The 21,549-nt window shown below is 67.1% G+C and carries 20 protein-coding genes; 13 read left to right on the top strand and 7 right to left on the bottom strand.

The features are described 5' to 3' along the window. Positions 1-112 precede the first annotated feature (112 nt). Together AC5RWX_RS04685 and AC5RWX_RS04680 are read left to right on the top strand one after the other, a co-directional pair. The gene (locus tag AC5RWX_RS04685) at positions 113-745 is read left to right on the top strand and encodes a TetR family transcriptional regulator (RefSeq protein WP_493940061.1); all 633 of its coding nucleotides are present in this window, start codon (positions 113-115) and stop codon (positions 743-745) included. A gap of 4 nt (positions 746-749) precedes the next feature. Then, positions 750-3,344: an MMPL family transporter gene (locus AC5RWX_RS04680; RefSeq protein ID WP_493940060.1), complete on the top strand. Its 2,595-nt coding sequence runs from the start codon at positions 750-752 to the stop codon at positions 3,342-3,344. Between the two features lie 41 nt (positions 3,345-3,385). On the opposite strand, the gene AC5RWX_RS04675 is transcribed toward AC5RWX_RS04680, so the two are convergent. From AC5RWX_RS04675 to AC5RWX_RS04665, 3 genes are read right to left on the bottom strand one after another with little or no spacing between them, the layout of a single operon-like run. Beyond that, the gene (locus AC5RWX_RS04675) at positions 3,386-3,697 is read right to left on the bottom strand and encodes an MmcQ/YjbR family DNA-binding protein (RefSeq protein WP_493940059.1); all 312 of its coding nucleotides are present in this window, start codon (positions 3,695-3,697) and stop codon (positions 3,386-3,388) included. Between the two features lie 5 nt (positions 3,698-3,702). Next, entirely contained in the window at positions 3,703-3,996 is a 294-nt protein-coding gene (locus AC5RWX_RS04670; RefSeq protein ID WP_493940058.1) for a hypothetical protein, read from the bottom strand. A 51-nt stretch (positions 3,997-4,047) separates the two neighbouring features. Further along, positions 4,048-5,385: a family 4 glycosyl hydrolase gene (locus AC5RWX_RS04665; RefSeq protein WP_493940057.1), complete on the bottom strand. Its 1,338-nt coding sequence runs from the start codon at positions 5,383-5,385 to the stop codon at positions 4,048-4,050. Between the two features lie 210 nt (positions 5,386-5,595). On the opposite strand from AC5RWX_RS04665, the gene alr reads away from it, so the two are divergent. From alr to AC5RWX_RS04630, 7 genes are all read left to right on the top strand, one after another. Then, positions 5,596-6,906 carry an alanine racemase gene (alr, locus tag AC5RWX_RS04660; protein ID WP_493940056.1) on the top strand — a complete coding sequence of 437 codons (1,311 nt, stop codon included), beginning with the start codon at positions 5,596-5,598 and terminating at the stop codon, positions 6,904-6,906. Beyond that, complete coding sequence (gene tsaE, locus AC5RWX_RS04655) at positions 6,903-7,568, top strand: tRNA (adenosine(37)-N6)-threonylcarbamoyltransferase complex ATPase subunit type 1 TsaE (protein ID WP_493940055.1); 666 nt, start codon at positions 6,903-6,905, stop codon at positions 7,566-7,568. Before alr ends, tsaE begins: the two co-directional genes overlap by 4 nt. Positions 7,569-7,692: 124 nt before the next feature. After that, complete coding sequence (locus tag AC5RWX_RS04650; protein ID WP_493940054.1) at positions 7,693-8,112, top strand: VOC family protein; 420 nt, start codon at positions 7,693-7,695, stop codon at positions 8,110-8,112. A 79-nt stretch (positions 8,113-8,191) separates the two neighbouring features. Beyond that, positions 8,192-8,860, top strand: coding sequence for a tRNA (adenosine(37)-N6)-threonylcarbamoyltransferase complex dimerization subunit type 1 TsaB (gene tsaB, locus AC5RWX_RS04645; protein ID WP_493940053.1), 669 nt, complete (start codon positions 8,192-8,194; stop codon positions 8,858-8,860). Positions 8,861-8,895: 35 nt separating this feature from the next. Next, positions 8,896-9,429 (top strand): ribosomal protein S18-alanine N-acetyltransferase, encoded by a 534-nt coding sequence (gene rimI, locus AC5RWX_RS04640; RefSeq protein WP_493940109.1) that lies wholly within the window; start codon positions 8,896-8,898, stop codon positions 9,427-9,429. Beyond that, positions 9,426-10,493 (top strand): tRNA (adenosine(37)-N6)-threonylcarbamoyltransferase complex transferase subunit TsaD, encoded by a 1,068-nt coding sequence (gene tsaD, locus AC5RWX_RS04635; protein ID WP_493940052.1) that lies wholly within the window; start codon positions 9,426-9,428, stop codon positions 10,491-10,493. The genes rimI and tsaD overlap by 4 nt, the downstream gene beginning before the upstream one ends. A 191-nt stretch (positions 10,494-10,684) precedes the next feature. Next, positions 10,685-11,749, top strand: a complete 1,065-nt coding sequence (locus tag AC5RWX_RS04630) for a substrate-binding domain-containing protein (RefSeq protein WP_493940051.1) — start codon at positions 10,685-10,687, stop codon at positions 11,747-11,749. A 64-nt stretch (positions 11,750-11,813) separates the two neighbouring features. On the opposite strand, the gene AC5RWX_RS04625 is transcribed toward AC5RWX_RS04630, so the two are convergent. After that, positions 11,814-13,403 carry a chitinase gene (locus AC5RWX_RS04625; RefSeq protein WP_493940050.1) on the bottom strand — a complete coding sequence of 530 codons (1,590 nt, stop codon included), beginning with the start codon at positions 13,401-13,403 and terminating at the stop codon, positions 11,814-11,816. A 251-nt stretch (positions 13,404-13,654) separates the two neighbouring features. Between AC5RWX_RS04625 and AC5RWX_RS04620 the strand changes: the two genes are divergently transcribed. Further along, entirely contained in the window at positions 13,655-15,955 is a 2,301-nt protein-coding gene (locus tag AC5RWX_RS04620; RefSeq protein WP_493940049.1) for a glycosyltransferase family 2 protein, read from the top strand. A 48-nt stretch (positions 15,956-16,003) separates the two neighbouring features. Here AC5RWX_RS04620 and AC5RWX_RS04615 read toward each other — a convergent pair whose 3' ends face one another. Next, positions 16,004-17,155: a glutamate--cysteine ligase gene (locus AC5RWX_RS04615; RefSeq protein WP_493940048.1), complete on the bottom strand. Its 1,152-nt coding sequence runs from the start codon at positions 17,153-17,155 to the stop codon at positions 16,004-16,006. Positions 17,156-17,244: 89 nt separating this feature from the next. Next, the gene (locus AC5RWX_RS04610; RefSeq protein ID WP_493940047.1) at positions 17,245-18,507 is read right to left on the bottom strand and encodes a THUMP-like domain-containing protein; all 1,263 of its coding nucleotides are present in this window, start codon (positions 18,505-18,507) and stop codon (positions 17,245-17,247) included. A gap of 154 nt (positions 18,508-18,661) precedes the next feature. On the opposite strand from AC5RWX_RS04610, the gene AC5RWX_RS04605 reads away from it, so the two are divergent. After that, positions 18,662-18,841, top strand: a complete 180-nt coding sequence (locus AC5RWX_RS04605; protein WP_493940046.1) for a hypothetical protein — start codon at positions 18,662-18,664, stop codon at positions 18,839-18,841. 79 nt (positions 18,842-18,920) lie between these two features. Continuing rightward, on the top strand, positions 18,921-19,520 hold the full coding sequence (locus tag AC5RWX_RS04600) for a maleylpyruvate isomerase N-terminal domain-containing protein (RefSeq protein ID WP_493940045.1): 600 nt from the start codon (positions 18,921-18,923) through the stop codon (positions 19,518-19,520). Between the two features lie 11 nt (positions 19,521-19,531). Here AC5RWX_RS04600 and AC5RWX_RS04595 read toward each other — a convergent pair whose 3' ends face one another. Then, complete coding sequence (locus AC5RWX_RS04595) at positions 19,532-20,872, bottom strand: MFS transporter (RefSeq protein ID WP_493940044.1); 1,341 nt, start codon at positions 20,870-20,872, stop codon at positions 19,532-19,534. 232 nt (positions 20,873-21,104) lie between these two features. On the opposite strand from AC5RWX_RS04595, the gene AC5RWX_RS04590 reads away from it, so the two are divergent. Then, positions 21,105-21,494: a VOC family protein gene (locus AC5RWX_RS04590; protein WP_493940043.1), complete on the top strand. Its 390-nt coding sequence runs from the start codon at positions 21,105-21,107 to the stop codon at positions 21,492-21,494. The last annotated feature ends 55 nt before the right edge of the window (positions 21,495-21,549 follow it).

Genomic DNA, 21,549 nt, shown 5'->3' with positions numbered 1-21,549 from the left:
GGGTCTGCTTTGCGTGACGAGCGAAATGGCGTCCGCGCACCAGCTTGGTGGTGCCATCTGTGCACGGTGGGCAACTTTGCATGGTGTGCAAGTTTGGTTCTATGCTGGGCGGGTGAGTGCAGAGAGCGCGGTCCCGCCGGAAGGCCGCCGGGAGAAAAACAAGGTGGCAACCCGGGCTGCCATCACTGCGGCCGCTTTGCGGCTGGCCCGCGAGCAGGGGCCGGGCGGCTTCACGGTGGACCAGGTGGCGGCAGAGGCCGGCGTCTCGCGGCGGACCTTTTTCAACTACTTCCCGTCCATCGAAGCGGCGGTCACGTTACCAGTGGAGGAGTTCCTGGAGGAGTCCTTCGCCCGGTTGGACGAACGGCCGGGCGACGAGCCGATCATGGATGCGGTGCTTGCCACTCTCGGCGGGGACATCAGCCAGGACCGGCTGGCGCTGCTCTGCGAGATCTACCAAATGGGCGCGGACGACGCGCAACTGGAACGCATGCAGCTTCAAATCTGGAGCCAGGCCAAGCGGTCGCTGGAAGACGGACTGCGCCCTCGCTTGCCGGAGAACTCCGGTGAACTGATGGTCACCGCGCTCGCCGGCTCGTTGATCGCCTGCGCGCAGGCAGCCATGCGGATGGCAGCCGACCAAACCCCCGACGGCGAAGCGCCTCCGCCGTCGGCCTTCCGGCAGCAGCTGCTCGAAAGCTTTGATTTGCTGCGTAGCGGCTTCAACACCAACCACAAGGACTAATCGCATGGCAGCACTGCTTTATCGACTCGGCAAGCTGGCCGCCCGCAAGCGCTGGTGGTTTGTCTCTGCGTGGCTGGTGGTGCTGGTGGCCGTCGGCGGTTCCGTCGCAGCCTTCATGGGCACCCTGTCCAACAGCTTCACCATTCCGGGCACCCCCGCACAGGCGGTCGCGGACGAGCTGCAGGAGAAACTGCCGGACGCCTCCGGCGGACTCGGCACCATTGTCTTCACCTCGGCGGACGGCACGGCATTTACTGCCAAGCAGGAAGACGCCATTGCCAAGATCTCGGCCGACTTGACGGCCCTGGGTGCCGTCAAACGAGCCACGGACCCGGTGGACCTGCAAACGTCTCTGGACGATGCGCCGCAGATGATTGCCGACGGGGAAGAGAAGCTGCAAAAGGCAGCCCAGAAGCTCGACGACGGCCGGGCCGACCTGGATGCGGGCAAGGCGCAGCTGGAGCCGGGGCTGCAGCAAGTGCAGGCTGCCGAGGCTCAGATCGAGCAGCTTGAAGCCGCCGGCCAGACCGCCATGGCCGAGCAGGCCCGTGCTCAGCTGGAGCCGCAGCGGGCCCAGCTGGAAGCGGCCCAAGAGCAATTGGACAAAGCCGAGCAGCGGCTGGAAGACGGCCGGGCAGAGTACGAGTCCGGGGTCGCCGATCTGGAAACGGCCAAGCTGCAACAGCAGTCGTCGGAGGGACTGCGGTTCGTCTCGGAGGACGGTTCGGCCGCCTTCGTCCAGGTCCAATTCGAACAGGACATGATGTCGGTCTCCAAGGAGGACCGCGAACAGGTCCAGCAAGTCACCGAAGCCGGCCTGGTGTCCGGGCTGCAGGCGGAGTACAGCAAGGACATCGTCGAAGACATCTCGAGCCTGTTCGGCGCGGCCGAGGTCATCGGCATTGCGGTGGCGGCCGCCGTGCTGGTGCTGATGCTTGGCACGCTCCTCGCCGCCGGGCTGCCGCTGCTCATGGCGCTGGTCGGCGTGGGCGTCGGCGTGGGCGGCACCATGGCACTGAGCGGCGTGGTCGAGATGAGCTCCGTGTCACCGGTGCTGGCGCTGATGCTGGGGCTGGCTGTGGGCATCGACTATTCACTGTTCATCGTCAACCGCCACCGCACCCAGTTGCTGTCCGGAGTGCCGCTGATCGAGTCCATCGGCCGTGCCACCGGAACCTCCGGCAACGCCGTGCTCTTTGCCGGGCTCACGGTGATCATCGCGCTCGCCGCACTGGCGGTGCCGGGCATCCCGTTCCTCACTGTGCTGGGACTGGCCGGAGCCGCCACGGTGGCCGTCGCCGTCGTGGTTGCCTTGACGTTGACCCCTGCGCTGCTGGCCATCATGGGCAGGCGGATTCTGTCCAAACGGGCGTGGGCCAAGGCGGGGCTGACCGGGCCCGTGGCCGCCGGTGCGGAGAGCTCCACACCGGGACACGAATTCCACAACGATCCGAAGCGCAGCTGGGGCAGGTCGGTCACCAAGCACCCGTGGCTGGCGCTGATCGCGGGCGTGGCAGTGCTGGGCGTGATGGCGGTGCCGGCCGCCGAACTGCGGCTGGGCCTGCCGGACGGCAGCTCCGAACCGGCGGACTCGACGGCCTACCGGTCCTACACCCAGCTGGGAGAGAACTTTGGCGAAGGCATCAACGGCCCGCTGATCGTAGTGGCTGACCTGCCGGCGGGGCTGAAGGGGGCGGAGACCGACGAAACCCTGCTGCAGCTCTCGCAGGAACTGCGCGCCATGGACCACGTTGCCGCCGCCGTTCCGACCGCAACCAGCGAGGACGGCCGCACCGCGGTACTGCAGGTCATTCCGGAGAAAGGCCCGGCGGCCGAGAGCACCGAGGATTTGGTCCATAACCTGCGGGCGGCGACAAGCGCACTCGAGGAGAGCACCGGCGTCGGGATTTCCGTCACCGGTCAGCCGCCGATGCAGATCGATGTGTCCGACAAACTTGCGGACGCCATGCCGGTGTACCTGGCCATTGTCATCGGGCTCTCGCTGATCCTGCTGCTGTTGGTCTTCCGCTCCATCCTGGTGCCGCTGCTGGCCACCGCCGGTTTCCTGCTCTCGCTGGGCGCCAGCTTCGGCGCGGTGGTGGCGATCTACCAGTGGGGCTGGCTGGGCAACCTGTTCGATGTGCATGACCCGGGGCCGATCCTGAGCTTCCTGCCGATGATCATGATTGGTGTGCTCTTCGGCCTGGCGATGGACTACCAGATGTTTTTGGTCTCCGGCATGCGCGAATCCTATGCGCACGGTGAAGACGCCAGGGCCGCGGTGGTCAGCGGCTTCAATCACGGTGCGAAGGTGGTCACGGCCGCGGCGATCATCATGGTTTCCGTTTTCGCCGGGTTCATTTTCTCCCACCTGACCATGGTCCGGCCGATCGGCTTTGCGCTGGCGTTGGGCGTGCTGCTGGACGCCTTCGTGGTGCGGATGACGCTGATTCCGGCAGCCATGCACCTGTTCGGCAAGGCTGCCTGGTGGATGCCGCGGTGGCTGGACAAGATCCTGCCGGACGTGGATGTGGAAGGCGCCAAGCTGGTCCAGCAGTCGGACCTGCCCGAGCCGGCTCAGGCGGCCGGAGTCCGCTAGGCAACGCACGCCCGAATCGTGCCGGAGGCCGGCACCAACCCTCAGGGAAGGTGCCGGCCTCCGGCGATCCGGAACGATTCGTCGAGCAGCTCTTCGAGTTCGGCCGGTGAAACCTTCACCAAGTGCAGGAGCACCAGCAACGGTGACCGCTCGTGGTGTGGCGTCCAGAAGAAAATGTCCGGGGCTGTGCCGGCCAGGGCCTCGCGTTCCTCCGTCTTGACGGTCAGCACGCCTGGCTCCCAGATGCGGGCCATGAGCGTTTTCGCGAACCACGCCGGCTGTCCCCAACTGGGCCGTTCGGCGACGCCGGGCAGGGCCAGGCAGAGGCGGCGCACATCGTCCTCGGTAGGCATTTCCGTTACACCCCGTCGTCCTTGTCGCCGACGCGGGCTGGCCCTTCGGTCCCAAGGTCCTCGCCCGGTGTGGGTTTGTCGCCGGGAGTCGGGGCCGGGGCAGGTGCTTGCTGTTGCCGCTCCTGTTCCATCCGCGTTTCATAGCGGCCCGGGGCGAAGACCTCTTCCATGGCGCCGAACGCGCCGGAAATTCCCGCGGACCCGGGAAAGCCGCGCCACGGTCGGGACGCCATCGCTACGGTGGCGGCGATGATCAACGCCACCAGTCCCAGCGCGATCAGCCCGCCGACAAAGTCCATGGTGTGATTATCCACTCGGAAGCACCCGGCGACGAGGTGTTCTGCACCATCTCAGTTCCAGCGGTATCCGTGGGCCTGTTCGTAGGCCTCGAGCAACCGGTGGGCCACATGGCCGGAGGTGATCAGCGGGTGGATCATGAAGGCCCGCAGCGCGGCGGCGCGGTCGCCTTGTCCGCCGCGGATGACCTCCTGCTCCACTGCTTTGATCTGGGTCATCAACCCGGCCTGGTGCAGGGTCAGCGGTTTCACCGGCAGCGGACGGGCACCGTCCGAATCCACCACCGAAGGCACTTCGATGACGGCGTCCTCCGGCAGCTGCGGGATGGTCCCGGCATTGCGGACGTTGAGGATCTGCTCGCTGCGCTCGCCGGTGAGCAGGGCACGCATGGTGTCCAGGGCGACGTGTTCGTAGCCGCCGGCCGCTCGGTCCTCCTCATCGCGGGAAACGCCGATCTCCCGGGCCTCGGACAGATAGCTTTCCTCGCGGCGCCGCAGCGCGTCCTCCCACTCCGCATACGGAGCCCCGGAGGCCTGCAGCCTGGCGTACAACTCCTGCTGCAGCTCGTGGATCGACTCGCCGCGGGTCTGCGTGGCACCGGCCAGCGCCATCGTGGCTTCGCGGCGGAAGTAGTAATAGAACAAGTAGGCATTCGGGATCACCCCGAGGACCTGCAATTCCCGGGTACCGAAGATCCTGCCCTCTTCAAACGACTGCAGCCTGCCGGGGTCGGCGAGCAGCCCCGGAAGCAGATCCCCGCCGTCGTGCTCCAAACCGCGCAGCCAACCCAGATGGTTCAGGCCCACATAGTCCACACCCGCCAAGGAGCCGCGCCGCAACGGCGCGCCCGCGGCCTTGGCGGAGCGCCGAACCAGCCCGAGGGGCGTGTCGCAGATGCCGATCACCCGGGGGCCGAGTACCGGCAGTACGGCTTCGGTGACCAGCCCGGCGGGATTGGTGAAGTTGATCAGCCACGCGTCGGGGCTCAGCTCGCGCAGCCGCCGGGCGATGTCCAAGGCGGCGGGGACGGCCCGCAGGCCGCTGGCAATGCCGGCTGCTCCGGTGGTCTCCTGACCCAGCAGGTTCAGCCGGCCGGCAATGCGTTCGTCCTGTGTCCGGGCCTGCGTGCCGCCGGGACGGATGGCGGAGAAGACGACGTCGGCCCCGGCGAGCGCGTCGTCGAGGCTGTGCGCGGACTCAATGCTTGGCGTCCGGATCCCTACGGGCAGCGGAGCATCCGCCAGCACCCGGGCGATCGCCTGCTGGCGGCCGGGGTCCACGTCGTGCAGCACCAGCCGGTCCACCAGCCCCGCGGCCGGCCCTTCGGCCAGCGCGCGGTAGACCAGCGGCACGCGGAACCCGCCGCCGCCCAGAATGGCAAGTGTTGCCACTGCTTCCCCCGAACATTGACTTTGGATAACAATCGGCGGCCCCGTGCCCGGGACGCGCCCCTTGCTTGTATTGTGCCAGCTAGGGCCAACCACTGACCCTAGCCGCTCAAACGCGCGGCCCGGCTGAAGAGCCCCGCATGGTGAAGGCGGACGTCTAGCTGTGCGTAACTCTTCAGCTGGAAAGCAAGCTTCGGATGGGAGAATGGATCCGTGAGCTCTACAACGTCGCCGCTGCCCTATGACCGCCAAGCCGTCATCAACCTGGACGCGATCCGCGCCAATGTGCGGCAGCTGCGAGAGATCGCAGCCCCCGCCCGCGTGATGGCCGTGGTCAAGGCGGACGCCTATGGCCACGGCGCCATTCCGGTGGCCCGCGCCGCACTGGAAGCCGGTGCCGGCTGGCTGGGCGTGGCCCACTTCACCGAGGGACTGGCCCTGCGCGCAGCGGGCATCGACGCTCCCATCCTGGCCTGGCTGCACACTCCGGACACCGACTTCGCGGCCGGGATTGAGGCGGGGATCGACGTCGGTGTGTCCGGCTGGGAGCTGGAACCGGTGGTCAGGGCCGCGCGGCAGCTGGAACGGCCGGCGCGCGTGCACCTGAAGATCGATACCGGTCTGGGCCGCAACGGCTGCCCGGCCGCGCTCTGGGAGGACTTGGTCAATCGGGCGGTGGAATACCAGGAACTGGGGCTGCTGCGGGTGGTGGGGGTGTTCTCCCACCTGGCCGTTGCCGACGAACCGCACCGGCCGGAGACGGACGATCAGGTGGACCGCTTCCGGGAGGCGGTGGCGGTAGCGGAAAACGCCGGGCTGGATCTGGAAGTCCGGCATCTGGCCAACACGCCGGGCACGCTCAGCCGTCCGGATACACACTTCGACATGGTCCGGGTGGGCCTGGGGATCTACGGACTGTCCCCCTTCGAGTCGCAGACCCCCGAGGAACTGGGGCTGGTGCCGGCCATGACGCTGCGCGCGCGGGTGGCCAACTGCAAGCAGGTACCGAATGGCCAGGGCGTCTCCTATGGGCTCAACTACCTAACCACCGAGCCAACCACGCTGGTGCTGGTGCCGCTGGGCTACGCCGACGGCATCCCGCGCAGCGCCTCCGGCGTGCAGGTGGCCATCGCGGGCAAGCGGTATGACGTGGTGGGCCGGGTGGCTATGGACCAGTTCGTGGTGGACTTGAGGACCAACGACGCCGGTGACCTCCTGGGCGAGGAAGTGATCGTTTTCGGCCCGGGTCGGGATGTTCCCGGTGCGCAGGACTGGGCGGTCGGCGCCGGCACCATCAACTATGAAATTGTCACGCGCGTGAGCCAGCGCGTCCCGCGCTACTACGCCGGGACTGCCGATGAATGGGACGACGCCGGGGAAGCCGCTTCTGTGGCGGAGGCGGCAGTACTCCCCGCGTCCGCGGCGGAGCAGGCCGCCGCAGCCGCACAAGTCCGCGCGGCCTTGGCCACGACGGACGATCGGAACACGGACAGCGCCGGGGACGCCGGCGCGGTGCTGGCATGACCAGCGGGGCGGGCCAGCCAGGCGCGGCAGACGTGGCCCGGGAGCAACAGCCCATGCCGGTGTGGGAACGCGAGTTCCACGTCTCCTCCGCGGAGGAGACACAGGCGCTCGCCGCCCGGCTGGGCAGGATACTGCGGGCAGGCGACCTGGTGGTGCTCAGCGGAGAGCTGGGCGCGGGGAAAACCACCTTCACCCAGGGCCTGGGCGAGGGGCTCGGCGTCCGGCCGGGCATCATTTCGCCCACCTTCGTTCTGGTGCGCAGCCATCCGAGCATGAACGGCGGCCCGGACCTGGTCCACGTGGACGCCTACCGGCTGGAGTCCGAGGGCGAGATCGACGACATTGATCTGGAGAACACCCTGGATGAGGCTGTGACGGTCGTGGAGTGGGGCCGCGGCCGTGTGGAGCACCTCTCCGACAGTTGGCTGGACATTTCGCTGGTCCGGCCCACCGGGGCGGACCTGATGAACCGACCGACCGAAGGCACCGCGCCGGCCGCGCCGGCTGGCGGCGGGCCCGAGCAGGGTTCCACCGACGGTGCCGCGGGCACGCAGGCGAGCCCCGGCGTCGTGCTCGATTTTGAAGAGCCCGACGACGGCGAGCCCCGGCTGATCCGGATGGCGGCCTACGGGCCGCGCTGGGCGGCGTACATTTTCGCCTGACGCCTCAGCGGTCCTCAGCGCGATTTGCTGCACCGCGAGGCGCTGCGGACGCACTCGGTCTTCACGGCCTTCGGGCACGGGTCCATAATCGATGGCGACAGCAGACCCGCGAGGAGGCCAACCCATGGACACTGCGCTGACCCCGTACCTGGGATTCCGCGACCAGGCCAAAGAAGCGATGACCTTTTATCATTCGGTGTTCGGCGGCGAATTGACGCTGAACACCTTCGGCGACTTCCACGCCAGCGACGACCCGGCGGAGACGGATAAGATCATGCACTCGCAGCTGGCCACCGAGCGCGGCCTGGTGCTGATGGCAGCTGACACGCCGAACAGCATGGACTACACGCCGGGTTCCAGCCACTCACTCTCGCTCAGCGGCGACAACGAGGCCGAACTGCGCGGCTACTGGGACAAGCTGATCGACGGCGCCAGCGTCACTGAACCGCTGCAACAAGCGCCCTGGGGCGACACCTTCGGCATGTGCACGGACAAGTTCGGCGTGCGCTGGATGGTGAATATCGCCGGGCCGCCGCCATCGTGACCCATCCGCCAGCCCACGGTGCACGGGTGCCGCCGGGCGGATGCCACGGGCCGCGGAGTACCTCAAGTAAAATTGATGCGTGCTGATCCTCTCCCTCGATACCTCCGCCATCGCCAGCGCCGCGCTGCTGACCGGACAAGGAGAGACGCTGGCCGCCTTCGCCACCGAGGACACCCGCAGCCACGCCGAAGTACTGGCCCCCGGAATCGGCAAGATTATGACGACGGCGGACGTCACCGGCGCAGACATCGACGCCCTGGTGGTGGGCGTGGGCCCGGGGCCGTTCACCGGCCTGCGCTCCGGGATTGCCACGGCCCGGTCGCTGGCCTTCGCCTGGGGTAAGCCGCTGCACGGCGTGATGAGCCTGGATGCCATCGCCGTGGATGCCGCGCCGGATGCCTGGCGAGCCGGCGCGGACGAGTTTGTGGTGGCCACCGACGCCCGACGCAAGGAAGTGTACTGGGCGCGCTACCGCAGCACAGGCGGCATGCATGAACTGCTGGACGGCCCGCACGTCAGCGCGCCGTCCGAGGTTCCGGACCTGCCGGCCTACGGCATGGGCGCCGGGCTGTACCCGAAGCAACTGCGCGGTGTCACCGAGTACAGCGGCACGCAGCCGACCGCCGAAGCGCTGGGCCGCACCGCCGTCGTCAAGCTGGTCAAGGGGCTGGACCTGCTGGACACCGCGCCGCTGTACCTGCGCGAATCCGACGCGAAGGTCCCCGGGCCGCGAAAGCGTGCACTGTGACCGCCGGCGCGCAGCCCGCGGGCCGCATCAGGGCGATGACCGAGGCCGATGTTCCGGCGGTGGATGCGCTGGAGCAGAAGTTGTTTCCGGACGATGCCTGGCCCACCGAAATGTTTTACGAGGAACTGGCGCAGGACACCCGCAGCTACTACGTGGCCGTGGATGCGCTGGGCGAAGTGATCGGCTATGCCGGACTGATGTGCGTGCGGCCGATCGCCGACGTGCAGACCATCGCCGTGGTGCCCGAGCGCGAGGGGCAGGGGATCGGCACCCGGCTGCTGACCCTGCTGATCGAGCAGGCCGCGGAGCAGCGGGCGGACGATGTGCTGCTGGAAGTGCGCGCGGACAACCCGCGGGCGCAGCGGCTCTACCGCTGGTTCGGTTTCGAGCAGATCCACGTCCGGCCGCGCTACTACCGCGGCGGCACCGACGCGCTGATCATGCGGCTCCGGCTCCAGGACTGGACCGGCCTGCCCGGTGCCGGCCGGGATGGCGCAGGTGCCGGCCAAGATGCTGCACCGGCCGGCTCAGCAGGCGAGCAACCCGAAACCACCGAGGAGACCCGATGAACCGCACCCAGCCGCTGGTCCTGGGGATCGAATCCTCCTGCGATGAAACCGGTGTCGGCATCGTCCGCGGCGACACCCTGCTGGCCAACACCGTTTCGTCCTCGATGGACGAGCACGTGCGTTTCGGCGGGGTGATCCCGGAGATCGCCTCGCGCGCCCATCTGGACGCGTTCATCCCCACGCTGGAGCAGGCGCTGGACACCGCCGGCGTCAGCTTGGACGAAGTGGACGCGCTCGCCGTGACCTCCGGGCCCGGGCTGGCCGGCGCCCTGATGGTCGGCGTCTGTGCGGCCAAGGCGCTCTCGTTGGCCACCGGCAAACCGCTGTACGCCATCAACCATTTGGTGGCCCACGTGGGCGTCGGAGTGCTGGACGGGGGAGTGCTGCCTAAGAACCTGGGCGCGCTGCTGGTGTCCGGTGGCCACACGGAGATCCTGCGGGTACGCTCCCTGACCGATGACGTGGAACTGCTCGGCGCGACCATCGACGACGCCGCCGGCGAAGCCTATGACAAGGTGGCCCGGATCCTCGGCCTGGGCTATCCGGGCGGCCCGGCCATTGACAAGCTGGCCGGCGAGGGCGATCCGAAGCGGATCCGCTTCCCGCGAGGGTTGAGCCAGCCCAAGTACATGGGCTCGGCCGAGGCGCCGGGTCCGCACCGCTACGACTGGTCCTTCTCCGGTTTGAAGACGGCCGTGGCCCGCTGCGTGGAGCAGTTCGAAGCCGCGGGCGAGCCGCTTCCGGTGGCCGACATTGCGGCGTCCTTCCAAGAGGCGGTGGCGGACGTGATCACCGCCAAGGCCATGCTGGCCTGCACCGAGCACGGCATCAGCAACCTGCTGCTGGGCGGCGGGGTGGCGGCGAACTCGAGGCTGCGGGCGCTGACCGAAGAGCGCTGCGCCGAACACGGCATCAAGCTGCGGGTGCCGCCGGTGTCCCTGTGCACGGATAACGGCGCCATGGTCGCCGCGCTCGGCGCCCAGGTGGTGATGGCCGGCGGCCAGCCGTCCGGCATCGAATTCGCGCCGGATTCCTCCATGCCGGTTACCAGCGTGCACCTCTAGGCAATCCTGCCCCGTAAGGCATTCCTGCACCGCTCGGGCGGTCTCAGGTCGACGCTGCCTGTCACAAACAGGGACGGGGTTCTAGGCTGAAACCATGGCGGCCCGCGCGGCTCCCTTCCTCATAACTCTTCTCTCCGGGTGGAAGCTTCGGAACGACGGAGGTAAAGACCATGGGACCTCAAGCTGGAACTGTGAAACTGTCCGCCGCCGTGCTGGTTGCGGCGTCGCTCCTGCTCACGTCTTGTTCCCGAACCGGCGACGAACCCGGCGAAGGGCCGGAAGCAGGAGGTGCGGGAGGTTTTGAGACCGGTTCCTTGATCAGTGTCTCCCTCTCCGCAGACACAGCGCACGCTGAAAAGTTGTTCACCGAACAGATCAAGGATTCGAACTTCGAACCAGACGTTCAGGTTGCGGCGAATGCCGCAGAACAGCAGCAACAGATCAGCAGCATGCTCAACGGGAAACTGAAAGTACTCATTGTGGACGCGGCAGACCCGGCAGGCTTGGGAGAGCAGCTGGCGGCCGCGGAGGAGGCCCGGATTCCGGTCATCGCTTTCGACACCATGGTCACGGACACTGCCGCGGCCAAGTACCTGGTCAGTGTCGATGCATTCCAAGACGGACAGACCCAGGCGCAGGCTCTGCTCGATGGGCTGGCCGAACGACACGGCGAAGGACCTTACAACGTGGAATTGTTCAGCGGTCACCCTAGCGACCGCGCGGCGCGCCTCGCCTTCGACGGAGCCATGAACGTACTCCAGCCAAAGATCGACGAGGGCACCGTGGCCGTCATGTCCGGGCAGACGAATTACGAGGCGACCGCGAGCGAAAGCCCCGATGCTGCCGGAAAGCGGTTAACCGGCCTGTTGGCGCACACCTATGCCTCGCATAAGTTGGATGGAATCTTGGCAGCTGATGATGCCACCGCTCAGGCTCTTATCCGGGTGGCCCAAGACGGCGGGCAGGACTCTGCCGTCGTTGTGGGCAGCGGATCCGCCCCTGAAGGAGTGAAATCGGTCATGGCCGGCAAGCAGTACGCCACCACCTACGCCGACCCGGCAGCCATGGTGGCCGAGGCCATGACGCTCGTGAAGGGGTTTGCGCAAGATGACGCGCCCGAGGCGGACGACGAAGATTCTTACGGCAACGATCAAACCACCGTCGCGGCCTACCTCACCGAAGCCGAACCGGTGACGCAGCTCAACGCCCACAAGGTGCTTGCCGACAACCCCGAGCTGTCGAAACTCGCCGAATAGGTAGGTGCTCAGCTGGTCCGGCGAAACCCCGCGTCGATAAACGCTTCCACGATGCGGGTTGCAGTTACTTCCCGGGGGCGGCCAGAAGTGCGGCCACTTCGTCGTTGGTCAGGACCAGCCAGGGCGAGCTGTCAGCTCCCTGCAGGGCAGCTTCAGGGCTGTCGCCCTGCGTCCACCATTTGGCCTCGAACACGCGGCCTTCGAGCTGGACGCGGTCGCTCTTGAGGTAGATGGTGTTAATCTTCCACTCCGGGAATGTTCCGGCTGGTGCGGTAACCACAGGCTCCGGGGTTTCGCCCGGAAGCACCGGTCCGATCAGGGTCCACGGGGTCACTTCTGCGGTCGCGGTGGGATCGTCGGGGACATCGCCGCGCGTCCACCACTTGGCCTTGTAGACGTTGCGGTGCCAGACGACGCGCTCGTTAGCTACGTACGCAGCCTCGCTGTTCCAGATCGGATAGGGGCTGGTCGCCGGATCGTCCACGATGTCGGCAGCGGAGGCAGCGGGCGGACCTGTCGGGGCAGGGCCGGCGGAGGCATCGGGGCCCGGCTCGCTGACGGCCCGCGGCAGTCCGCCCAAATTCTGGCCGAGCACGGCCGCGTAGCTGCTCCCTTGCTGCTCCACCCCGCTGCAGCTGTCCGATACCTTGGTCACGTCCCCGTAATTGGCGCTGCACGTGGTGTCGCGGTTCAGTGACCACATGGACATCCGGGCGATGCCGACTTCCGAGGCGAAGGCATTGAGGCCTGCAGCGTCGGCCATGGTGAAGATTTCGCCGGGCACATCGTTCTGGCCGATCATCGGGGTGAGGCCGATCTTGCTCCAGACCGTCCGTTCGCCCGATTCCAATCCGGCCTCGCGGTAGGCGGATTGGAGTTGGACGTGCGCCGACCGCGCCGCCTGGATGGAGGCATCGAGCATGCTTTGGTCCGGCTGCCGGCTCTGGCCATAGTCCATGGTCATTAAGTTGACCCCGGCCAGGGGCACCTTGGCCGCGAGCATTTGTTCAACCGCGCGGATGCCCTCGTCGGTCAGGCCGTGCGGGGCGACCGGCAGGGTCAGCCAAATATCCAGGTCCTGGCCGGCCGCTTCCCGTTCGGCGGCCAGCTGTGCCATGACAGTGGCGCGGCGTTCGCCGGCCGCGGCATCCGCGAGGTTGTCGCCTTCGATGTCCAGATCAATCGTGTCCACGTTGTAGCGCTCAATGACCTGGCGGTACGCCCGCTTCAGGGCGGCCGGATCCGTGCAGCTGGTGGCCAGTTCCTTGTTCAGGAGGCCGCCAAAGGAAATGCCGATGTGCCCGCCCGTTTCTGCCAGCCGGGCCACCCTCCGGTCCAGGTCCATGGTGGCCTGGGCCTCGTCGAATCCGTAGAAGCCGCCCCAGGACGGCGTGCAGGAACTTTCCGGGTTCGCCACGATGAAGGAGAGGATGATGCTGCGCTCGGCGTCGCTGGAGGGGGTCTCGAAGCTGTAGAACGGAGTAGCTGTCGCGTCCACGTAGCCGGCGAACCACGAAGCCTTGCCAGCGGCAGCGCGGGCGTCAGTGAACTGTCCCCAGCCGACCCCTGCCGCGGCTACGATCGCGGCGGTTACGGTGATCAGCACGCCAAGCCGCAGCCAAGACAGGCGCCGGCCCGGAAATCTTTTCGACATTGCTTGCTTCCCCCAACTACTGAGTCCGCACTCTGGAACCCGTGTCTGTACGGTAACAGGTCGTCGTCTCGCGGCGACACCGCCTGAAAGAGTGGCGTTAATCACGTTTAATCGTTGTATTATTGCACTTCGCGCAGCCCTAGACTATGGGGCACCGGCGTCCGTTCCGCCGGGCGAGGATCCACCAGGGCAGAGCACTACCGCTCTGCCCTGTTTCGTCCTGTTTGTTGGGGGTTTTCATGCTGGACACCATGCCTGCCGCTCAAGCCGAGCCGCTCAGTTCGGGCGCCGATCCTGCGCCGCGCCGCCGCCAGTGGGGTGCCGAGAAGCGGTCGGAACCGATGTCTATCGTGCACCCCAAGCCGACCGGACGGAAGATCGTGCTGGGACGGCTGGGCATTATCACCACCGTCACGGCGTGGATCGTCTACGTGGTCACCACCATCCTGCGCCAGTTCGCCGACAATCCGGGTGCGGGCTTCAGGTTCCAGCTGGAGGCTGCCTCCTACCTGACGGTCGTTACGTTCCTGACGTTTTCCGCCTTGATGTACTTGCTGGCACGGCAGGGTGCCTTGTACCGATTCCGCGACCACCAGCGCGTCCCGCGTGGTGAGTTGGACCGCCACTTTGCCCACTACGACGACGGGGTGACCGTCCTGGTGCCGTCCTATGCCGAAGAGCCGGAGATCGTTCGTGCCACGCTCTGGTCGGCGGCGCTGCAGGAATTCCCCAACCTGCGCGTGGTGCTGCTGCTGGACGACCCGCCCTTCCCCACCGATCCCGCCGTCATCCAACGGCTTGAGCGCACGCGTGCCCTGCAAACCGAGATCAGCGACAGGCTGCAGGCGCCGGCCGGACGTGCCCTCGCCGCCCTTGCCGCGTTCCGCCAGGGCGACCACGCGCCGTCGTCAGATCTGCAGCGGCTGATCAGCGAGTACAGCGCTGCTGCAGTCTGGCTGGAGGAATTCGCCGAGGCCGAGCGCATCGAGGACCACGTGGACGAGTTCTTCGTGGACCTGGTGGTGATGGGCCTGGCCCGCGAACTCCGGCTGGTGCTGCTGGCGTTGGAGGCTGCCGCTGCACAGTCGGCTGAGCTGGCCCCCGAGCGGATTGAGGAGCTGCATCTGCGCTTGGTGCGGACGTTCAGCGTGAAGACCGAGACGTTCGAGCGAAAGCGCTACGCGAACCTTTCGCACGAGGCCAACAAGGCGATGAACCTGAACTCGTACATCTCCCTGATGGGCCAGCGCTGGGTGGCACAGGACGCCGCCGGTGACACCGTCCTGAGGCAGGTGCCGGAGGGCGAGGACGCGGACCTCGATATCCCGGACACCCGCTACCTGCTGACACTGGACGCCGATTCACAACTGCTGCGCGACTACTGCCTGCGGCTGGTTTACTTCTTGGAGTCCCCGGGCAACGAACGCGTGGCCGTCACCCAGACGCCCTACTCCGCCTTCCGCGGGGCTCCCACCCGGATTGAACGAGTGGCCGGCGCGACCACCGACATCCAGCACATCCTGCATCAAGGCATGACCTACTACGGCGCCACCTTTTGGGTGGGCGCCAACGCAGTCATCCGCAAGGAGGCGCTGGAAGACATCGTCGAGGTGGAGACGGTGGGCGGCTTCGAGATCCGCACCTACATCCAGGATCGGACGGTCATCGAAGACACCGAGTCCAGCATCGATCTGGGGGCGCACGGCTGGAAGCTGGCCAACTACCCCGAGCGGCTGAGCTATAGCGCCACCCCGCCCGACTTCGGCTCGCTGGTGGTGCAGCGGCGACGCTGGGCGAACGGCGGCTTGTTGATCCTTCCCAAGCTGTGGTCGCAGCTGGTGGAGCGGCGCCACCGGCACGAGCGGATTCTGGTCCGGGAAGTGTTCATGAAGGTGAACTACATGGCCTCGATCGCCTGGGCCAGTTTTGGCCTGGTCTTCCTGCTGGCCTACCCGTATGACAGCCGGCTGCTGAGTCCGGTGGTGTTCGTTGCGGCCTTGCCGTACTTCCTGGCCATGGGCAGCGACCTGCGCGATTGCGGCCACCGGTTCAGCGACATCTTCCGCATCTACGGATTCAACTTGGTGATGCTGCCGGTGAACCTGGCCGGCGTCTTCAAATCGATGCAGCAGGCGTTGACCGGCGAAAAGATTCCGTTTGTTCGTACGCCGAAGGTCAAGGACCGCACGGCGGCACCAGCCCTGTACGTGCTGATCCCGTACCTGATGGTGGCGTTCTCTTTGCTGACGTTGTACCGGGACGCTATGGCCGGCAACTGGGGCAATGCGGCCTTTGCCGCCCTCAACGCCAGCCTCGCCAGCTATGCCATCCACTCCTACATCGGGATCAGGAACTCGTTGGTGGACATAGCGCTGGGGACCATCAGCTGGCTCTACGTGGAGCCCAAGAAGCCGAAGCCTGCCGAGCCGGTGGTGATTGCCAAGACTGCCGAGGAAGTCGACTTCAGATCGATCCTGTACCACGGCGACCGGCGGCTGAACCGCGACCTGCGCGGCAGTCACGACCGGCGGCGCCGGGTAGCCGGGCTGTGAACGGGGGCAGAAATGTTTCCTTGGCGCTGCTCGAAGGCGCCGATCCCGTTACTGGGCGTTGCGGCGTAGCTGGCTGACCACGTCGAGCACGACGGCGCGCAGGTCGCCGTCGTGCTCTGCAGCCACTTGGCGCTGGCGCTGGTAGCCGGCACCGCCGTCGATAATTTTCTCCACGTCTGCCAGCTCATCGGCGCAGCCGAGCTTGCGGGCCACCGGTTCCAGCCGGTTCAGCACGTGCTCGCGCAGGTGATCGGTGACCAACATTTCCTTGCCGGCGGCGTTGAGGATGATGATGGCGTCCATACCATAGCGGGCGGCGCGCCACTTGTTCTCCTGCACATGCCACGGCGGCATGGTGGGGATGGCCCAGCCGTTGTCCAACGCGGTGGAGAATTCGTCCACCAGGCACTGCGTGAGGGCGGCGACGGCGCCGACGTCGCGCAGCGTCGACAACCCGTCGCAGACCCGCATCTCAATCGTGCCCAGCGCGGGAACGGGGCGGATGTCCCAGCGGATCTCGCTGATGGTGTCGATCACCCCGGTGGTGAACATGTCCTGGACGTAGTCTTCGTACAGCGCCCAGCTGGGGAACTGGAACGGCAGCCCGGCGGTGGGCAGCTGCTGGAACATCAGTGCGCGCTGCGAGGCGTACCCGGTGTCCTCTCCGGCCCAGAACGGGGAAGAGGCGGAAAGCGCCTGGAAGTGCGGGAAATAGTTGAGCAGCCCGTCCATCACCGGCAGCGCCTTGTCCCGGTGATCCAGGCCGACGTGCACATGCACGCCGTAGATCACCATCTGCTGGCCCCACCACTGGGTGCGGTCGATCAGCTTGGCGTAGCGTGCCTTGTCCGTCACCGGCTGCGACCGCGGTGCGGCAAAGGGGTGGCTGCCGGCGCAAAAAAGCTCCACACCCATCGGGTCCGTGACGTCACGGACGGCTGTCAGCGCACTGCTCAGGTCCGCCTTGGCCTCGCTGACGGTGTGGCAGACGCCGGTGACGAGCTCCACCGTGTTCAGCAGCAACTCCTGCTTCACGTGCGGGTGCTCGTCGTCGTCCTGCAGTTCGGGGTGTCCGGCTCGGACGGCCTCCAGCACGTGCTCGGCCACGGAGACCAGCTCGCCGGTTTGTGCGTCCACCAGCGCCAGTTCCCACTCGACCCCTAAGGAAGATTGGGCGGACTGGGCAAAATCGATATTCAAACGCTGCTCCGTATCTGGCGGTACCGGCTGCCGCCGGCGATGCACGTCTCGCGCGGAACGGGCGGCGACACTGAATTGATTCTAGTGCGTCAGGGTCGGGCCGCGCGCTCACGGTTGCGGCCACCCGCGGTCGGGATGGGCTCGACGACGATCGCCACCCGGTCCTGGCCCATCCGGGTCAGCACCAGCGTGGCCTTGTTCGGCCCTTTGCCGGAACCGGTCAGCAGGGTTTTGCGCAGCTCGTCCGGCGTGACCGAGGTGCCGCGCTTCTTGATCTCCAGCGTGCCGATCCGGTTGGCCTTGACCCACGCCTTGAGCTTCTTGACGTTGTAGGGCTTGACCTCCAGCACCTTGTACGCACGGGCAAAAGGGGTGTCTTGCAGTTGCGGGGCACAGATGTAGGCGATGTGCTCATCCAGCAGATGTCCGTCCAGGCCGCGGGCAAGGTCGGCGACCAGTCCGGCGCGGATTACAGCGCCGTCGGGCTCGTACAGGTAGCCCTCGGCCGGTCCGGTCTCCACGTTCTGGTGTGCCGGATTAAAGCTGATGTCGCTGGTCAGTTCGGCGCTGCCGCGGGCACCAATCACCAGGGCCGCACGCCGCACGCCGGGACGGGCCAGTGCGTTGAACCACAACGCAGCCTCAATCACGTCGCCGCTGACGGATATCCATTGCACCTCGCAGTTCGCCGGCAGCGCGTCGTGGGGGATTCCCGGCCCCATCTTCACTCCCACCGGCAGGCCCCGGTCGGCGAGCTTCTCCACAAAGGACAGCGGCGGCGAGAACGCCTCCGGATCAAAGATTCTGGTGGTGCCCGACGTCGTCGTGGTCCGCCGTGCCGGATCCAGCCACACGCCGTCGATCCCGGTCAGGTCAACGTCTTCGGCTTCGGCGTTGACCACGGTCGCGTCCGGCCAGGGCATCAGGTTGATGGTGGCCACCGCGGCGGTGGTCTCATCACGTTCGACGGCGGTGACCCTGCGGTCAAGGGTGGCCAGCGCCATGGAGTCCGCGCCGATTCCGCAGCCGAGGTCCGCGACGTGGTCCACCCCGGCAGCCTGGAACCGCTGGGCGTGCAGGGCCGCGATGTTCAGCCGGGTGGCCTGTTCGAGTCCTGCCTGGGTGAAAAGCATCTTCGCCGCGAACGGGCCGAATTTTGCCTCGGCCTTGGCCCGCAGGCGGGATTGCGTCATCGCGGCGGAGACCAGTTCGGGGGAATGGCCGGCCTTGCGCAGTTCGGTTCCGGTGTGCAGGCTCTCGGCCTCGGAGTAGGGGCCGAGCGAATTCAGCAGTTCCCAGCCTTCTGGCGTCAGAATCGGGGCGATGCTCTCGGCGTGGGTCTCGGATGCCATGAATTCAAGCCTAGTGCAGCCAATCGGGGCCAGCGCACGGCCCCGGCGGGCCGGCGGCCGTCCTGCTGTCCGGCTATGGGTAGTTCTCCCCATAGCGGGATCAGCAGGTCATCCGTAAGATCAGAAGGAAGCTTACTGTGAGGAGGCCCGGATTATGTCAACACCCTGTGACTGGAGCGACATCGATACGGATGCTTGCCAGACGGACATTGAAGCGGAACTGGGCGAGTTGATTGCGTCCAGCAATCGTGTCCACCGCGGATGGCAGGCCCTGTGGGAAGAGGTCGCCGTCCCCGCGCCGGCGTGGCAGCGGGACATGCGGCGTCTGGCCTAGGCGCCTGCATTCCGCCCGAACCTCACCTGGCCGCGCCGAGGTGCTGGCCGCGGGCAGCCGCCGGCCGTAGCATGGGCGCATGATTGCAACGGCGGCAACTTTCCTGTCCGCGGGCCGCTATTTCCGTGAAGTCCTGGCCAACGTTCCCTCTACCGCGTGGAACGCGCCCGGACTGGATGACTGGACCGTCAGGACCTTGGCCGGCCACACCAGCCGCGCCCTGTCCACGGTGCTGACCTACTTGGGGCGTCCGGCCGCCAAAATTCAGGTGGAATCTGCCGCCGACTATTACCTGGCCACCGGGCTGGCCGACGATCCCGGCGTCACCGAGCGGGCCATTGCGGCGGGCAAGGAGCTAGGGCCGCACCCGGTGGATATGGTGGACCGGCTGCTGGCCCAGCTGGAGAACACGCTGCCGCTGGCCGAAGACCGGATCATTGAAACGGCTGCCGGCGGCATGCGGTTCAGCGACTATCTGCCCACCCGGATCTTCGAACTGGCCGTGCACACCCTTGACCTGTCACGTGCGTGCGGCCTGGTGGCCGAATTGCCCAGCGACGTGGAACTGGAAGCCGGCCGGCTTGCCATCCAGATCGCTTCCGAACGCGGGGACGGTGCGATGGTCCTGCTGGCGTTGACCGGCCGCACCATCCTGCCGGGCGATTTTTCCGTGGTGTAGGCCTCACGGTCCTAGGGCCGGTTGCGGATGCCAGCGGCGGAGACCGCGCCGCCGGCAAAGAGCAGCAGCGCCGCGGCCAGGGCGGCGCGGCGGAACCCTGCATGGTCCAGCATGCCGCCGGTAATGGCACCGGCCGCTGCGATGGCCACCAGCCCGGCGATGCGGGCCACCGCGTTGTTCACGGCGGAGGCGATTCCGCTGCGTTCCGCCGCAACCGCCCCGAGCACCGCGGCGGTCAGCGGGGAGACGGTGACCGCCAAGCCGAAGCCCGCCAGCAGCACGCCCGGCAGGATTTGTTGCCAGAAGCCCAAGGGCTCCTGCGCTGACATCATCAGCAGGAATCCGGTCCCGGCCAGCAGCGGCCCGGCGGCCATGAACAGGCGCGGCCCGTAGCGGCCCGAGAGCCGGCCGAACCAGGCGGCAAACGCGAGCGAGAGAACGCTCATTGGCAAGATCGCCAGACCGGCCGCGGCAGCGCTGAACCCGGCCGCCTGCTGCAGAAAGACCGGCAGCGCGAACAGCCCCAGGGACAGGCCCGCATAAATCCCCGCCGTGGCGATGTTGCCGACGCCGAAGTTGCGCTCGCCGAACAACTGCAGCGGCATCATCGGGTAGGGCGCACGGTGCTCCCACCACAGAAAGAGCACCAGAGAGATCAGCCCGGCGGCCAGCGGGACCAGCACCCGTGGGTCTGCCCAGCCGACCCGTTGCTGCTCGATCAGCGCGAACACCGGTCCGGCGAGTCCGGCGACGGCCAGGCACGCGCCCGCCAGATCGATTCGTGCGTGCGGCTCCTGTCGGGGCGGATCTGCCAGCCGGGCCACCAGCCAGAGCGTAACGGCGATGGGCACCACATTCACCGCAAAGACAACCCGCCAGCCCACCGTGTCCACCAGCAGGCCGCCGAGGACCGGGCCGACAATGTACGCCGTGCCGGTCCAGGCAGTCCAGACGCCGATCGCCCGGTGCTGGCGCTGCCCGGTGAAAGTCGAGGTGATCAGGGCCAGCGAAGACGGGACCAGCAGGGCGGCGCCCCCGCCCTGGACAATCCGTGCGGCCACCAGCCCAACCGCCGCCGGGGCCGCTGCACAGGCCAGCGAGGCCACACCGAAGACCACCAGCCCCAGCCGCAGGATCCTGACCCTGCCGAACACGTCGGAGAGGGCGCCAGCCACCAGGATCAGCGCGCTCAGGGAGAGCAGGTAGCCGCCCACCACCCACTGTTGTACCGCCAGGCCTCCGCCAAGGTCACGGTCAATGGCCGGCAGCGCGACGGTGACGACGGAAGCGTCCAGGAATGCCACGAAGGACGCCAGAATCGCCACCAGAAGGATGATGGCTTCGCCCGACATGCTCCGCAAAGATGCAGACCGAGAGGGGTCGGAACCAGCCGGCTGGCCGCGCGAAGGCATGAACCGGGATTCTACCGGGCCCTGATGGTGGTTTCACGGACGCGCGGCAACTTCACTTTCATGACGGTGCACCGGGGGAGGGCTCCGCAGGCCTGGCGGGCGGAGCTCTGGTCCCGCACTTGCGGCTGTGCCAGTCTGGAAGGTGCCCGCCCGCAGAGCGAAGGAGACCGCCATGAACAGCGTTGGATTTACTCCCACACAGGTTTTCAGCGGCTTTAGCGTCAATGACACCGCTGCCGCCAAACAGTTCTACAACGGGACTCTGGGGCTCGACGTAGCCGACGGTCCGATGGGCACCGTCGAACTGAGCCTGCCGGGTGGCGCCAAAGTGATGATGTACCCGAAGCCGGACCACCAGCCGGCCACGTTCACCATCCTGAACTTCGCCGTCGAGGACGTCGAAGCCGCAGTTGCCGAGCTCAACGACCGCGGGGTGCAGACCAAGATCTACGACAATCCCGATCTCCCCACCGATGACAAGGGCATCATGCGCGGCAACGGCCCGGACATCGCCTGGTTCAAGGACCCGGCCGGCAACGTCCTTGCGGTCCTGAAGCAGTGACGGGGCGGCGGCCGCTTGCGCCCGCCGCTCAGCACCCAGCTGGCTACGCCCGCCG

This window comes from Arthrobacter sp. SPT-J7 (assembly GCF_059089965.1).
The sequence above is the reverse complement of the archived record's forward strand: the minus strand, read 5'-3'. Positions and strand labels throughout refer to the sequence as shown.

Coding starts and splice junctions, on each gene's coding strand:
- AC5RWX_RS04680 (WP_493940060.1), top strand. CDS start 750: ATGGCAGCACTGCTTTATCGACTCGGCAAGCTGGCCGCCCGCAAGCGC.
- AC5RWX_RS04675 (WP_493940059.1), bottom strand. CDS start 3,697: ATGCCTACCGAGGACGATGTGCGCCGCCTCTGCCTGGCCCTGCCCGGC.
- AC5RWX_RS04670 (WP_493940058.1), bottom strand. CDS start 3,996: ATGGACTTTGTCGGCGGGCTGATCGCGCTGGGACTGGTGGCGTTGATC.
- tsaE (WP_493940055.1), top strand. CDS start 6,903: ATGACCAGCGGGGCGGGCCAGCCAGGCGCGGCAGACGTGGCCCGGGAG.
- AC5RWX_RS04650 (WP_493940054.1), top strand. CDS start 7,693: ATGGACACTGCGCTGACCCCGTACCTGGGATTCCGCGACCAGGCCAAA.
- rimI (WP_493940109.1), top strand. CDS start 8,896: ATGACCGAGGCCGATGTTCCGGCGGTGGATGCGCTGGAGCAGAAGTTG.
- tsaD (WP_493940052.1), top strand. CDS start 9,426: ATGAACCGCACCCAGCCGCTGGTCCTGGGGATCGAATCCTCCTGCGAT.
- AC5RWX_RS04625 (WP_493940050.1), bottom strand. CDS start 13,403: ATGTCGAAAAGATTTCCGGGCCGGCGCCTGTCTTGGCTGCGGCTTGGC.
- AC5RWX_RS04620 (WP_493940049.1), top strand. CDS start 13,655: ATGCCTGCCGCTCAAGCCGAGCCGCTCAGTTCGGGCGCCGATCCTGCG.
- AC5RWX_RS04610 (WP_493940047.1), bottom strand. CDS start 18,507: ATGGCATCCGAGACCCACGCCGAGAGCATCGCCCCGATTCTGACGCCA.
- AC5RWX_RS04605 (WP_493940046.1), top strand. CDS start 18,662: ATGTCAACACCCTGTGACTGGAGCGACATCGATACGGATGCTTGCCAG.
- AC5RWX_RS04600 (WP_493940045.1), top strand. CDS start 18,921: ATGATTGCAACGGCGGCAACTTTCCTGTCCGCGGGCCGCTATTTCCGT.
- AC5RWX_RS04595 (WP_493940044.1), bottom strand. CDS start 20,872: ATGTCGGGCGAAGCCATCATCCTTCTGGTGGCGATTCTGGCGTCCTTC.
- AC5RWX_RS04590 (WP_493940043.1), top strand. CDS start 21,105: ATGAACAGCGTTGGATTTACTCCCACACAGGTTTTCAGCGGCTTTAGC.